Annotated in this window: 14 protein-coding genes; all 14 read right to left on the bottom strand. The window is 35.4% G+C overall.

The window, feature by feature from the left end; all coding sequences use genetic code 11:
* Positions 1-15: 15 nt before the first annotated feature.
* The 14 genes from JJQ98_RS06365 to JJQ98_RS06430 all read right to left on the bottom strand — a co-directional run bounded on the left by JJQ98_RS06365 (position 16) and on the right by JJQ98_RS06430 (position 13685).
* Complete coding sequence (locus JJQ98_RS06365) at positions 16-795, bottom strand: class I SAM-dependent methyltransferase (protein ID WP_151105222.1); 780 nt, start codon at positions 793-795, stop codon at positions 16-18.
* Complete coding sequence (locus JJQ98_RS06370) at positions 792-1919, bottom strand: DegT/DnrJ/EryC1/StrS family aminotransferase (RefSeq protein WP_151105223.1); 1128 nt, start codon at positions 1917-1919, stop codon at positions 792-794. The genes JJQ98_RS06365 and JJQ98_RS06370 overlap by 4 nt, the downstream gene beginning before the upstream one ends.
* A gap of 4 nt (positions 1920-1923) precedes the next feature.
* Positions 1924-2895 (bottom strand): Gfo/Idh/MocA family protein, encoded by a 972-nt coding sequence (locus tag JJQ98_RS06375; protein WP_065830517.1) that lies wholly within the window; start codon positions 2893-2895, stop codon positions 1924-1926.
* Positions 2896-2904: 9 nt separating this feature from the next.
* Positions 2905-3321, bottom strand: a complete 417-nt coding sequence (locus tag JJQ98_RS06380; protein WP_210670799.1) for an acyltransferase — start codon at positions 3319-3321, stop codon at positions 2905-2907.
* Positions 3322-3429: 108 nt separating this feature from the next.
* On the bottom strand, positions 3430-4062 hold the full coding sequence (locus JJQ98_RS06385; RefSeq protein WP_247596711.1) for a formyltransferase family protein: 633 nt from the start codon (positions 4060-4062) through the stop codon (positions 3430-3432).
* A complete protein-coding gene (locus tag JJQ98_RS06390) occupies positions 4059-5123 on the bottom strand; it encodes a Gfo/Idh/MocA family protein (protein WP_151105224.1) in 1065 nt (354 codons plus the stop codon). The genes JJQ98_RS06385 and JJQ98_RS06390 overlap by 4 nt, the downstream gene beginning before the upstream one ends.
* Entirely contained in the window at positions 5117-6196 is a 1080-nt protein-coding gene (locus JJQ98_RS06395) for a DUF354 domain-containing protein (RefSeq protein WP_151105225.1), read from the bottom strand. The genes JJQ98_RS06390 and JJQ98_RS06395 overlap by 7 nt, the downstream gene beginning before the upstream one ends.
* Positions 6193-7872 carry an asparagine synthase (glutamine-hydrolyzing) gene (asnB, locus tag JJQ98_RS06400; protein WP_151105226.1) on the bottom strand — a complete coding sequence of 560 codons (1680 nt, stop codon included), beginning with the start codon at positions 7870-7872 and terminating at the stop codon, positions 6193-6195. The genes JJQ98_RS06395 and asnB overlap by 4 nt, the downstream gene beginning before the upstream one ends.
* A gap of 3 nt (positions 7873-7875) precedes the next feature.
* Positions 7876-8985 carry a DegT/DnrJ/EryC1/StrS family aminotransferase gene (locus JJQ98_RS06405; protein WP_151105227.1) on the bottom strand — a complete coding sequence of 370 codons (1110 nt, stop codon included), beginning with the start codon at positions 8983-8985 and terminating at the stop codon, positions 7876-7878.
* A complete protein-coding gene (locus tag JJQ98_RS06410; protein ID WP_151105228.1) occupies positions 8982-9563 on the bottom strand; it encodes an acyltransferase in 582 nt (193 codons plus the stop codon). Before JJQ98_RS06410 ends, JJQ98_RS06405 begins: the two co-directional genes overlap by 4 nt.
* Positions 9563-10516 carry a Gfo/Idh/MocA family protein gene (locus JJQ98_RS06415; RefSeq protein ID WP_151105229.1) on the bottom strand — a complete coding sequence of 318 codons (954 nt, stop codon included), beginning with the start codon at positions 10514-10516 and terminating at the stop codon, positions 9563-9565. The genes JJQ98_RS06410 and JJQ98_RS06415 overlap by 1 nt, the downstream gene beginning before the upstream one ends.
* Position 10517: 1 nt before the next feature.
* Positions 10518-11582, bottom strand: a complete 1065-nt coding sequence (gene wecB / locus JJQ98_RS06420) for a non-hydrolyzing UDP-N-acetylglucosamine 2-epimerase (RefSeq protein ID WP_151105230.1) — start codon at positions 11580-11582, stop codon at positions 10518-10520.
* Positions 11579-12187 carry a glycosyltransferase family protein gene (locus tag JJQ98_RS06425; protein ID WP_151105231.1) on the bottom strand — a complete coding sequence of 203 codons (609 nt, stop codon included), beginning with the start codon at positions 12185-12187 and terminating at the stop codon, positions 11579-11581. The genes wecB and JJQ98_RS06425 overlap by 4 nt, the downstream gene beginning before the upstream one ends.
* A gap of 97 nt (positions 12188-12284) precedes the next feature.
* Positions 12285-13685, bottom strand: a complete 1401-nt coding sequence (locus JJQ98_RS06430) for a radical SAM protein (protein ID WP_210670798.1) — start codon at positions 13683-13685, stop codon at positions 12285-12287.
* Between the last annotated feature and the right edge of the window lie 134 nt (positions 13686-13819).

A 13819-nucleotide genomic window follows, 5' to 3' on the forward strand; every position in this document is an offset into this window, starting at 1 on the left:
GAATGGAAGGATTTTTTATGCTTTCCTTACACTCCAAGCCCTAATTTTATAAGGAATCTCAATCTTATCAAAGACATCAATTTTCTTTTCTATCATTGACAAAATTTGATTCCACCGCTTTTCTCCTGCTTGCGCTTGAATATCATTAACAGACTTCCAAGCACCAATATAGCGATTTTTATCCATCACCTCTACATAATCACATTCCATAAAAAAACAATCTTTAAAATGTCCTGTAGAAATAAGAATATCTTCCCATTTTTTAGCATTTTGACTTCCACTGCTCACACGAGTAAGCTCTGGAACAATATGCTTAATTTCCTTTTCAATCTCATCAAATACTGAACCTTCTACTATATTTCTAGGGTTCCAAATGGCTGTAAAATAGCCCCCCCCCCCCATACCAGTTTTTAGGATTCTTGCAAATTCTGGCAAAGATTTTTTGGGATCTGTCCAATGAAATGAACTTGCCATAATCACCCAATCTGCAAAATTCGATTCTACTCCTGTAGCTTCCCCACTTCCTTTTTGCCATTTTATATTTGTCTCTTTGGTATATTTAATTCCCTCTTCTCTCATATTATCATTTGGCTCAACTGCTAAGACTTGCATTCCAAAATCCCAAAGCATTCTAGTTAGCTTTCCTGTCCCAGCCCCTACCTCAACTACCTTTAAATCTTTGGTTGCTTTATTTTCATCATTAATACATCTCACTAACTTTTCTAACAACATTTCACTATATGCCGGACGATTATGATAATACTTTGCTAGAAGAGTAAAATCTCCGTGCTTCATTTGTCCTCCTTCCTCTTAAATTTAATTTCTTCTATCTCTATGGTACCCTCTATAACCCACTTTACTTCCTCATCACTCAAATGTTCTCCCATAGGCAGAGAGAGAATCTCACTTTCCCAAGCCTTTGCATTAGGTGTTTTGGATTCTACCACATAAGGCTTATTAGAAAAGGCTTCTGTATTTGGCAGGCAGATAGGATAATGCAATCCTACTTCTATTCCTTTTTCCTTTAATTTCTGCATTAAATCATTACGATTTTTAGTGCGAATCACAAACAAATGCCACACACATTCACACTCTTGCCTAACTTCTGGCAATTCCACAATCCCTCTTAATCCTTCCAAATATTGCCTTGCAACTTCTCTACGCCTTTGATTCCAAGTATCCAAATACCCAAGCTTCACTCTCAAAACCGCCGCTTGAATCCCATCAAGCCTAGAATTCCTCCCAACAATCCTATGCTCATATTTCCTAAGCCCCCCATGATGTGCGATGCACTCACACTTTTTAAGCAAAGCCAAATCTCTACCTACAATTGCACCTCCATCACCATAAGCTCCAAGATTCTTGCCCGGATAAAAACTAAAAGCAGCAATATCCCCAAAACTACCAACCTTTCTCCCCTCATACTCTGCCCCATGGGCTTGCGCACAATCCTCTATCACTTTTAAAGAATATTGCTCTGCCAGCTCCAAAATCTCCTTCATTTTGGCAGGCTGTCCATACAAATGCACCACCATAATCGCACTACTTTGTGGCGTAATCTTAGATTGCAAATCCGCAATATCAAGCGTATAATCTTCCCCACAATCTACAAAAACTATCTTTAGTCCATTCCTAATCACTGCTTCTGCACTTGCTGCAAAAGTATTTGCCGGCACTAACACCTCACTTCCTTTGGGCAATTCCAAAGCCTCTAGGGCAATCTCTAGTGCATCACTCCCATTAGCCACCCCAAGTGTGCCAACCCCATTGCCAACAAACCTCGAAAACTCCTCCTCAAAAGCCTTAACCTCTTCCCCTCCAATAAAAGCACTTTTTTCTATTACCCCAAAAATCGCCTTATCTACTTCTTCTTTGATACTCAAATATTGCTTTTGCAAATCCAAAAATTTCACCTTCATAATATCATCCTATTTTTGAAATTAACTCCAAAGTTTTAATCACCGAAATAATTCCCTTGTGATTCTCCTTTGGAACACGATTTAATATCATAGAATCATAAAAAAACTGCACTGAGTTACTTAAAGACATATTATTTGGGAGTGTTGGTATCTCCTCATCACCATATTTATATTGCACCATTTTTTCATAAAGCTTTGCTTTAGCAAACTTCTCATCCAAAATAACACCTGCATTATAAAGTTTAATTTTATCTTGTTTGGTATCATCATAAAGTGCTGTAAGTTTTGTTCCTCCGATAATCATTTCTCTAATCTTTATTGGACTAAGCCAAGACACATTTAACCCAACCAAAATTCCATTTTGTAACTCAATATTCACATCACCAAAAGCACTATTAGGGAAACTTCCATATTTTCTAGTAAAAGCCGAAACTCTCTTGACATCCAACCCCACTAAATTATCAATAATCGACAAATCATGCACTGCCAAATCCCACAAAACATCAACTGCGCTTTGGAATAATCCAAGATTGATTCTGCGAGCATTAATATAAACAATATCGCCAAATTTATTAATATTTTTCTTAAGATACTTCACTGGCTCAGAATACACAAAAACATGATCTACCATTGTAATAAGACTATTTTTCTCTGCAAGATTAATCAAAGAATATGCCTCATCTAAATTTGTTGTATAAGGCTTCTCCACAAAAGTATGTTTTTTGGCTTCTAAACTAGCATAGGCTATTTTATAATGAGTTTGAGGAGGAGTAGCAACAAAAACCGCTTCTATGTTGTCATCTTTTAAAAGATCATCATAAGTATTAAATTCTTTAAATTTATAACATTCTTTAGCGGCATTAATCCTTTCATTATTTAAATCAAAAATACTATAAAGCTCTAAATTTGGGTTTGCACTAATAGTTTTTGCTAAATTAATCCCCCAATATCCATATCCAACTAATGCAACTTTCATAGCAATCCTTTAAATCTCCCTTATCAGCCTTGCAGGATTCCCAGCATATATGCCTTTTTTGGTAATATCTTTTGTAACTACACTCCCAGCACCAATCACCACACCATCACAAATGCTTACTGGCAAAATTGTAGCATTACTTCCTATACTCACATCATTGCCAATCTTAGTTTCTCTCCACAAAGCAGAATCTCTAGCAGGTCCGCCATTTTCAAATAAGTCATTAATAAACATTACCCCATGTCCAATGAAGCAAGATTCACCAATGCTTACCAATTCACAAACAAAAGTATGGCTTTGAATTCTTGATTTTGCCCCTATTTTCACGCCTTTTTGAACCTCCACAAATGGTCCTACAAACACCTCATCTCCAAGCTCACATTCATAGAGATTGCAAGGCTCTACAATTTTCACATTAGCTCCCATTTTTACTTCACGAATCTGACTTTGAAACAAAGTAAAATTTCCTCCCTCCAATGATGCAATAGGGTGGCTCAAATCCCGGCATCGATGTCGCACGGATAATTTTTTCAATTAACGCCCCCCTCCCCCATATAAATCAACACACTTAAGACTTTCAATCTCATTGCGGTAATGAAATTCTCTCCTAATAGCCTCACACTCATCTTGTGGCTTCAACAAATAATCCCCATTTATCAGTTTTGATAGTTTTTCTCTAAACAACTCCAATCCCTTTTGGTTAGCCAATTCTACCAATTCATCCACAAAACAATTTTTAGGTATCACAAAACGCCTCTCAAACACAATATCTCCACTATCTATTCCGCTATCCATTTTATGCAATGTTACACCAAATTCACTATCTTCATTTAGTATTGCAAAACTAAATTGATTACACCCACGATATTCTGGAAGTGGTGCTAAATGCAAATTAAACGCCATTTCTCTTGCACAATCAATATGTGCTTGAGTGAGAATTAAATGGTATTGAACACTAAAGAGCAAATCAAATTCCAACTCAAATAAATCGTCCAAACTTTGAATTTCTTTAATCAAATGCTTCTTGCAAAATTCCTGTATTTCTAATCCCCTTTGCGAAGTCCCTACCGCAACAATTTCAAAATCCAATTCCCTTTGTCTAGCAAACATTTCCTCTAAACATTTTAAACCGATTTTTTTAGCACCCAAAAAAACAATTTTTTTCATAAATGCCCCAATTTACATCGTTTGGGCTGGAATCTCAAAAATACTTCCTTGCCTGTTTCAATAGATTCATACATTGCAACAATCAATTCCAAACTCTTTCTGCCTTCCAATCCATCAACCAATGCTTTTTTATTGTGAAGAATAGAATCAATCACATGCAAGTAATATTCTTTGTGTCCAAACCCATAAACATTTGGAGGATTCGTTGAATATTTCTCCACCACTTCTTTATCACTCTCTAAAGTATTTTGAAAATTCCAAGTCTTGATTTCATTGACTGCAAATCCGCCAATCTCCACACTTCCAAACTCACCCAAAATAGAAATACTCCCCTCCAAATCCTTTGGACGCGTTGCAGTAGTCGCTTCAATTACCCCTAAAGCTCCATTTTTAAACTTCAAAACTGCCACACCCGTATCCTCTGTCTCAATATCACTTAAGGCTGTTCTTGATTTTGCAAATACGCTCTCCACATCACCCATCATCCATTCTAGCAAATCAATGTGATGGCTAGCTTGATTAGTAAAAACGCCTCCATCCATCGCCCAAGTTCCACGCCAAGAATCCTGCTTATAATATGCGTTATCCCTACACCATCGAACACGCACACTTCCCATTACAAGCTTACCAAACCTCCCAGATTCCAAAGCTTCTCGTAATTTCTGCACTGGCAAATTATAGCGATTTTGTTTGACCACAAACAACCTTACTCCATTTCTATCACAAGCCTCAATCATCTTATCTGCATCTTCCAAAGTCAATGCCATAGGCTTTTCAACAACAATATGTTTTTTATAAGGGGCAACTTCTAAAGTACTTTTTGCATGCAATCCACTTGGTGTCAAAATTGAAACAATTTCAATCTTTTCCCCACATTCTTGCATCATAGATTCCAAATCTACAAAATAAGGCACTTTGTATTTTTCTCCAAATTTTCTAGCACGCGTTTCATCAATATCACATACGCATATTAACTTAGCTCCCTCTATCTCTCCCTTGCTCAAAAGCTCTGCGTGTCGAACTGCGATTCTCCCACACCCAAGAAGTGCCACTCCTAACATAAAATCTCCCTTTCAATCCTCTCAATCATAACATCAAAGCTACATTCTCCCTGCACAAAATAGCTCCTAGAATCTACCCTTTTGCCAAGCATAGCCTTTGCAATCTCTATGATTTCTTTACAATCTTGACTCCAAAACATTAATTTATTCTTAATCAAATATTGATCATGCACCAGCCAAATAGAGCGTGTAGAAATCGTAGGAATCCCATAGCAAACTGCTTCAAGATTCATCGTCCCTCCACCGCCAATAAACAAGTCAATAAAAGGATAAAATTCCTCTGGTTTTAACTTCTCTTCCAAAATTGTCGCAATCCCTCCAAAATCCCTTTTTAATCTCTCTTTCTCATAACGGGGCATAATCACCAAATTAGCATCCATTTCTTCTTTTAATAATGGTATCACTTCATAAATAGTTGGAATCTTTTCTTTGACATAATGTGCCTTGTATTCTTCTTCTCTAATTAAAATTGTAGGTTTTTTTATATCTAGCCCATAGCGGATTCTAAAGTCATTTTTAGAATCTTTTTGAATCTTATTAATCCACAAAGCCACATCAATAAAAGGATAAGATTGAATTTGATTGTCATCAAGTGCAAAACGCAATATAAGCTCTTTAGGCAACACAAAAGGATAAAATAATATTTTAGAAAAAGGCAAAGTCAGTCTTGCTACATGAGTAATATTACGCGGAATCCCAAAATGATTTACTCCATCAAAAGCAGGAGTGTCGCCAAAATTCACCACAGGAATCCCAATCCCATATGCCACTTGCACGCTATCAACTACCGCTCCGCAAATCAAAACCTTTGGCACACCTCTTGCTTTAAATAAATCCAAAATTTCTTTTTGCCTAAAGATTCTTGCTTCAAATTTTTCCAAAAGCGTTGCCCCACCATATTCCCCAAGCACAATATGAGGAATTTTATGAAGCTCTAAAATCTCTTTTGCTTCTGTATAATTTGGTGCATAGCGCGTTGTAACAAGCACTTGATGCCCTCTTTTTTGCAAATCCCCAATCATACTTGCAAAAAACATCGCATACTTTGGAGTTGCTACATCAATCCATATCATATTCTTCCCCTTAGCCCTTCAAAAACCATCATTCGAATATCAAAAAGACTTTCATAATTATACCCTAAAGTTTGCATTAGTTGCACCTCTGGGGCACTAAAACCTACTTTATCTTTTCGCCAAGCAAGCTCTTTACTTCCCATTTTTTCCAACAAAAGCCTTAAAATATATTTACTATACCCCCTAGCAAATTTCAAATTAGAATCAAGAGTAAAGGCAAACTCCACGACACGATAATCTGTAAAAGGCGTGCGATTTTCAATACCAAAAGCCATGGCATTTCTATCTTCATAACGCAAAAGATTAGGAAGATTGTATCTAAAAGTATCCAGCCACAGCCCTTGATTAAAATCAAGCAAGAATCTTTCCAAAAGATTCTCCATAGAAGGTATAAAAAAGCCCATTTTCTTCAATTTCTCAATTCCACCTTGATTATCTTCAAAAAATAACTGCATTTTTAAAGAATCTCTCAAAGAACATTTTAAACCAAATTGATATTCCCTCAATGCTTCATTGCCATAAAGTTTAATGCGATTCTCAAATTCTATGGGATTTGAAAAAATATATCGCCCTATGTGATGATAATACCCCCCAAAAAGCTCATCAGCCCCTTGCCCCCCTAAGACAACCTTACAAAAAGGTGCAATACTTTTAAAAAGCAAATATTGAGAATAAATTGAAAAACTACGAAAAATCTCATCTTGTGTTTGCACAAGATTCAAAAAATCATCTTTTATATTCTCCAAAGTAGGGGCAATATAATTAATCTCTACACCCAAATCTCTTTGAAGTTGCTTGATATGCTTTGTTTCATCTTGATTTGATTCTTTAAAATTCACGCCAAAATAATGGCATTTTGCTCCCATTTTATTTGCTAAATGTGCCAAAATCGAACTATCCACTCCTCCAGAAACAGAAAGTGCCACAGCCACATCAGAACGCAATCTAATCCGCACAGCATCACCCAAAATCTCTTCTAATCTCTCCAATGCCTCATCTTGCCCCAAATTTAAATCTACACAAGGCACACATTCCCAATATTTTTTTATCTGCAAATCCCCATTAGCAAACCTAGCAAAATGTGCAGGCGGAAAATTCAATATCCCCTTATAAATCGTTTTATTCTCTCCTCCATTCCCAAACAAAAGCCATTTAGAAACCTCCTGCAAATCAAATTCGAAACTTTTAATCTGCAATAGTGCCTTAATTTCGGAAGCAAAAAAGAATTTTTCATTTTCCAAATAATAAAAAAGTGGCTTATTTCCCAATCTATCTCGTGCTAGAAACAGGCTACTATCGCGTTTATCCAAAATACAAAATGCAAAATCTCCATTGAATTTTTCAAGACATTTTTCTCCAAGATATGCAAATGCGTGCAACAAAACTTCCGTATCACTTTGCGTAAAAAAGGGAATTCCAAGCTTAGTTAATTCCTGTTTAATTTCTAAGTAATTATAAATCTCACCATTAAACACCAATACCAAATGCGGACAAAAAGGCGAAGTAAAGGGCTGATTAGCCTCACTATCCAAATCAATAATACTTAGGCGATTATGGGCTAAAGCAACCACCCCATCACTGAATTCTCCACTAAAATCAGGACCTCTATGCACCATTGTTTGTGAAGCCTTCCTAACCAACTCTAACGGATAATTCCCCCCACAAATGCTACACATTAGCTACCTTATACATTCAAATTCATTTAATTTTTCACAAATATACTCAATCTCCCCATCTTCTAAATACGGATTCATCGGCAAACTCAATACCTCTTTACTCGCTAATTCCGCATTTGGGAAATCCCCACAACTATGCCCAAGAAAAGCAAAACATTCTTGCAAATGCAAACACAATGGGTAATGCACCGCTGTTGGAATCCCCTCTGTTCTCAATTTTTCTCGCAATGCTTCGCGATTCTTCACCCTTATCGTATATTGTGCAAAAGTAGAAGTTCGATATTCTAATACCTTAGGCAATATTGCATTAGCACTTTTAATGCCCTCTTGATAGCCCAAAGCCACTTTTTGTCTCAAAAAAATATCCTCCTTAAAATACCGCAACTTTACCCTCAAAATAGCTGCTTGAATACTATCTAACCTCCCACCAATTCCAATATATTGATGAATGTATCGCTGTTTTTGTCCATGGATTCGCAGACTAGCAACCCTATCTGCCAAACACTTATCCTTAGTAAAAACCGCTCCACCATCACCATAACACCCTAAAGGCTTTGCTGGGAAAAAACTCGTTGTTGTTATATCACCATACAAGGAATCTTTTCTTTTCATAAACTCTGCACCAAAGCTTTGCGCTCCATCTAAAATCAATCTAACATTATACTTTTTTGCTATTTCTTCTAATTTTCTTAAATTTGGGGGTTGCCCATAGAGGCTTACTGCAAGAATTGCTTTTGTTTTTGGAGTAATTTTGGATTCTATTAAATTAAAATCCAAATTATAATCCTCCAAAGAAATATCAACAAAAATAGGTTTTGCCCCCACAAGTGCAATCATTTCTGCAGTTGCAATAAAAGTAAATGGAGTTGTAATAATCTCATCGCCTTGATTAATATCCAAAGCCATAAGCGCCAAGAGCAAAGCATCACTGCCGCTAGAACAAGTAATAGCGTAGCCTCCTCCTATGAATTCTACCAACTCCTCTTCTAATCTCTCTACTTCCTCCCCCATAATATAATTTGCATTCCTTGCAACCCTTAAAATAGCTTCCTCAATTTCTTTTTTATGGGCAATATGGGCTTTTTTTAAATTTGCAAAATCGATTTTATTCACAAATTCCTCCTTATAACCTCTATCGCACCATCTTTTAAACAATACTCTTCTCCATCATAACTATCTTTTGCTATACCATTCTCATCAAATTGCATTCTCAATCCCCCTTTATCAATCCAACCTATTTGTCTAGCAGGATTCCCCACAACCAAAGCAAAAGATGGGACATCTTTAGTAATTACACTTCCAGCTCCAACAAAAGCATACTCCCCAATTGTAATCCCACAAACAATTGTTGCATTTGCACCAATAGAACAACCCTTTTTAAGCAATGTTACTTTAAACTCTTCTCTACGATTAATAAAAGCGCGTGGATTTATCACATTTGTAAAAACCATAGAAGGACCCAAAAATACATCCTCTTCACAAATTACACCTTCATAAATGCTAACATTATTTTGCACTTTACAATTTTTACCCATTTGAATATTCGGTCCAATCACACAATTTTGCCCAAAAGAACAATTCTCTCCAATCACACTCCCACTCAAAATATGACTAAAATGCCAAATCTTACAATTCTTGCCGATTTTAACATTTTCATCAATAATTGCAGTTTTATGTGCGAAATAATCCATCAAAGAACCTTCTTGCAAAATAAATGATAATCACCTTTTAAACCAATTACTTCTGCATTGCGAATTTGATGAACAAGCTCAATAGAATCTCTTGCTTCTTTGAGTCCAAAACCTTTTCCTCCCAAAATCTTATTATAGCTTTCTGTATGCAAATCCGTAAAACCCTCGCTAAATTCAACCGCCTCACTATCGAGTTTAATCAGTCGATAAGTCCTCTTACCCTGCATTCTCACTTCTTTTGGCAAAGTTTCAGAATCTACTGACAAAAACCAACGAACTCTCGCATTTTGCAATTCCAAAATACCACTTGCACTCTGTGTGTCTAATAAATTTACCTTGCTTGTTTTAACTCCACCAAAAACCCAAAGCAACATATCAAAAAAATGTATCCCAATATTAGTTGCAACCCCTCCGCTTTTAGCTATATCTCCTTTCCAAGAAACAAAATACCATTTTCCCCGCGAAGTAATATAAGTCAAATCAACTTCAAAAATTTTATCAGGATTTACCCTTAATGCTTCCTCTACTCGATTTTTTAACTGCATAATACTTGGGTGCAATCTTAATTGCAAAATATTATAAACCCTTCTACCGCTTTCCCTCTCTATATCTTCTAACGCATCAATATTCCAAGGATTAAGGACCAAAGGCTTCTCACAAATTACATCAGCGTTGCTTCTAAGCCCAAAACGAATATGGCTATCATGCAAATAATTTGGAGAACAAATGCTTACAAAATCCAATCCTTGACCATTTCTTCTTAGCTTATCCACATGTCTATCAAAGCGTTCAAATTCTGTAAAGAAATCCGCTTCTGGGAAATAGCTATCAATAATTCCAACTCCATCATAAGGATCCAATCCGCATACAAGAGTATTGCCTGTTTCTTTAATCGCCCTTAAGTGTCGTGGTGCTATATATCCAGCAATTCCAATAATCCCAAACTTTTTCATTTTAAAAATCCCCAATAACCTCTAGTATTTTTTGACTTGCATTACCATTTCCATACAATAAAGCATCAAAATTTAGATTAATATCGGACATTTTTTTAAAAGCTTGATATATTTTTTCTACATCTGCTCCGACCAAACAATTACAACCTACTTCCAAAAGTTCCACCCACTCTGTTTCTTCCCTTAATGTTATACAAGGCTTTTTAAAATAATAAGCTTCCTTTTGCAATCCTCCACTATCTGTTGCAACCATTACACAATTTTGCAATGCCCATACCATTTCTAAATACCCCAAAGGTTCTATGAAATAAATATTTTCTGCTTGTATATTATTTGCCAATATCTTATTTTGCGTTCTTGGGTGTAGAGGCATTATTACTGGAATTTGACTTGATATTTTATTGAGTGCTTCAAAGATATTTTTCATTTTTTGTAAATTTTCAGTGTTTTCAGCACGATGCAAAGTGCAAAGAATAAATTCTTTAGGAAAAACCATATTAGGCTTTTTAGCTCTATCTTTATAATATAAAGCGACATCATACATCACATCACCACTACAAACAATCTCACAATCAAAATTTTCAAACCCCTCTCTTTGAAGGTTCTCCACTGCTCTTTTAGTTGGAGCAAACAATAAACTAGAAATTCTATCGGTTAATATTCTATTAATCTCTTCTGGCATTTGCATATTAAAACTTCTCAATCCTGCTTCGATATGAATAACAGGGATTTGCAACTTAACACTAGCTAATGCGCCCGCTAAAGTCGAATCAGTATCCCCATAAACCAATGTAAAATTAGGTTTTTCTTCTAATAATATCTTTTCAATCCCCTCAATCATTCTCCCAGTCATCACCCCATGAGAAAAGCCACCAATTCCCAAATTATACTTTGGAGAAGGGATTTCTAATTCTTTAAAAAAAATTTCACTCATTTTAGAATCATAATGCTGCCCCGTGTGAATCATCACTTCTTTTAGCTCTGAATCTTCCAAAATCTTTCTACTTACCGCCCCAGCTTTGATGAACTGCGGTCTTGCACCAATAACACTTACGATTTTCTTCACCCTAAAACTTCCTCTAATATCTTTAAAACTTTTTCTCCTTCTTTTTGGGCATTAAGAATCTTTGCTGCTTTATTAGAGTTTTCTTTGTATTGTAAGATTTCTTCTTTGGTTAGTTTATTGAGAGATTCTGCCATAGATTGTGGAGTGAAATCTTTAGAGATGATTCCTAGATTATAGGTTTTGACATATTTAGACATTTCAGGACTAGGTCCTATAGCAATCGCTAGTCTTGCTTGGATAAATTCAAAGAATTTGTTGGGCAAACACATCTTGAGATTAAAAGTGCTAAATGGCACCAAAAACATGCCTATGTCATACTGGGAAGTGAAGGGAATGATTTCTTCAAAAGGAACGATAGGGATGATTCTAGTGTTTTGCCTCTCTGCTGCCATTTGCTGCAAAGTTTCAAAATAATCTTGATAATAAGTCGCCACCAACATCAAATCTAGCGTAAATCTCGAATCCACATAGTCCATAACTTCTATCATTTTATGTATATATCTATCTGGGCTTGCCATTCCATGATGGATAATTCTAATACTATTTTCTTGGACATAATGCGTAGGGAAAGAAGTAAAATCAAAATGGATATTGTTAATAAGCATAAACTACCCCCAAATAACCTTATAATTTCAAAGTTTTATGCCATTATATCAAAAATTTCCTTCCAAAAACTCCGCCATAAAGTATCAAAAGCCTCAACTAAATATCATTCCACCAGCATTCGCCACCAGAACAGCAAGGTAAAAATTCCTCTCCCTCAAAATGCCCCTTCAAGTGTGATTGGCAAAATCTTTTATGTTCAACTCCACCCCAAATTTCCTCTAAAGGTTTTTCATAAATGTTACCGTAACTAATGCTATCAATATCTATATTTCCCACAAAGTTTCTTTGTTGCAAACAACAAGCAATATGGCCACTTGAATACACATACAAAGATGAAAATGGGGCACTACATACATATCTATTTCTATGCAGATTCTGCTGATTTTTATAATTATCCATAATATCTAACTTCCAAATATCAGAATAGCAAAAATGGCATTGAATTTTTGAAGAAATATTTTTTATTTTATTCAAAAACTCCAAAGCTTCTGAGATTTTATCTTTTGAGTGGACATTACAATAAATATTTATTTTAATATCTTTACTTTCTATCAATGTATTTTTTGTAACTATGGAGAAAATATTGTTTTTTGCCTGCTCAAACAACTCATATTCCTCATAAGATTCCTCATCAAATGAAATTGCAATCTGAAAACCATCAACACCACTACATAGCAAATTAAAAAATCTACCAGCATTCAATAAAATTCCATTGGTAGCAATCTCCAAGCACTCCACTCCAGCTTTTTTTGCATACCCAGCAAAGCTTTCCAACCTATCATCCAAAAGCGGCTCTCCGGGACCAGAAAAAATTAATTTAGATTTGGCTTTTGCAGCATATTCTATAACACTTTTAACCTTGCTTGCCGTCAATACCCTATCCACTCTAAAATAATCTTTAACCCATTTTCCTCTAATCTCATTCCCAAACCATGGGCACGACACACAATGCATGTTGCAATAATTTAATAACTCAATATAAATGGCTCTTGGATAGCTTGGCATAGCAATTTTAGAAAAATCACCAATTCTATCCCACCGCTTTGAAAGATTACAAAGCCTTCTATCCTCAAAGAAAAACTCTTTAACTTGAGGAGGTTGTTGTGCATGAAGAAAATTTCTTTGCTCTTTGGTAATTAAATTATTTCTATAAGCATACTCCGTTGCATATTGAGAAAAATTATCAACGCTAACTAGCTTAAAAAATATCGAATCTGCCTTTTCACTAGGATTAAAAAAGGGTATATAACTATTTCCATTAGTGTTGATGATTGCTTCTATATCCTCTACATTACAATCCTTTATATCAACGCTAAAGACAATAATCCCCCCCCCCCCCCGCACTATTGCAAAATCTTTTAATAATTCAAAAAACTCCTCACAATAGAAATCTTTTACGAATAAAATATTAATATCTTTTTTGACAATTCTACTAATGATTTTATAATCCTCCAACACGGGAAGATTTCCAATTTTTACATAACAAATATTATTCATATGCCCTCCATTTTATTTTTTAATTTTATTTTAAGCTGTAATAAATACTCAATTTCTTCACCCTAAAACTTCCTCTAATATCTTTAAAACTTTTTCTCCTTCTTTTTGGGCATTAAGAATCTTTGCTGCTTTAT

Origin of the sequence: Helicobacter pullorum NCTC 12824, assembly GCF_017979475.1 — a bacterium.
Classification (GTDB): Bacteria; Campylobacterota; Campylobacteria; order Campylobacterales; family Helicobacteraceae; genus Helicobacter_D; species Helicobacter_D pullorum.

Coding starts and splice junctions, on each gene's coding strand:
- JJQ98_RS06365 (WP_151105222.1), bottom strand. CDS start 795: ATGAAGCACGGAGATTTTACTCTTCTAGCAAAGTATTATCATAATCGT.
- JJQ98_RS06370 (WP_151105223.1), bottom strand. CDS start 1,919: ATGAAGGTGAAATTTTTGGATTTGCAAAAGCAATATTTGAGTATCAAA.
- JJQ98_RS06375 (WP_065830517.1), bottom strand. CDS start 2,895: ATGAAAGTTGCATTAGTTGGATATGGATATTGGGGGATTAATTTAGCA.
- JJQ98_RS06380 (WP_210670799.1), bottom strand. CDS start 3,321: ATGGGAGCTAATGTGAAAATTGTAGAGCCTTGCAATCTCTATGAATGT.
- JJQ98_RS06385 (WP_247596711.1), bottom strand. CDS start 4,062: ATGAAAAAAATTGTTTTTTTGGGTGCTAAAAAAATCGGTTTAAAATGT.
- JJQ98_RS06390 (WP_151105224.1), bottom strand. CDS start 5,123: ATGTTAGGAGTGGCACTTCTTGGGTGTGGGAGAATCGCAGTTCGACAC.
- JJQ98_RS06395 (WP_151105225.1), bottom strand. CDS start 6,196: ATGATATGGATTGATGTAGCAACTCCAAAGTATGCGATGTTTTTTGCA.
- asnB (WP_151105226.1), bottom strand. CDS start 7,872: ATGTGTAGCATTTGTGGGGGGAATTATCCGTTAGAGTTGGTTAGGAAG.
- JJQ98_RS06410 (WP_151105228.1), bottom strand. CDS start 9,563: ATGGATTATTTCGCACATAAAACTGCAATTATTGATGAAAATGTTAAA.
- JJQ98_RS06415 (WP_151105229.1), bottom strand. CDS start 10,516: ATGAAAAAGTTTGGGATTATTGGAATTGCTGGATATATAGCACCACGA.
- JJQ98_RS06425 (WP_151105231.1), bottom strand. CDS start 12,187: ATGCTTATTAACAATATCCATTTTGATTTTACTTCTTTCCCTACGCAT.
- JJQ98_RS06430 (WP_210670798.1), bottom strand. CDS start 13,685: ATGAATAATATTTGTTATGTAAAAATTGGAAATCTTCCCGTGTTGGAG.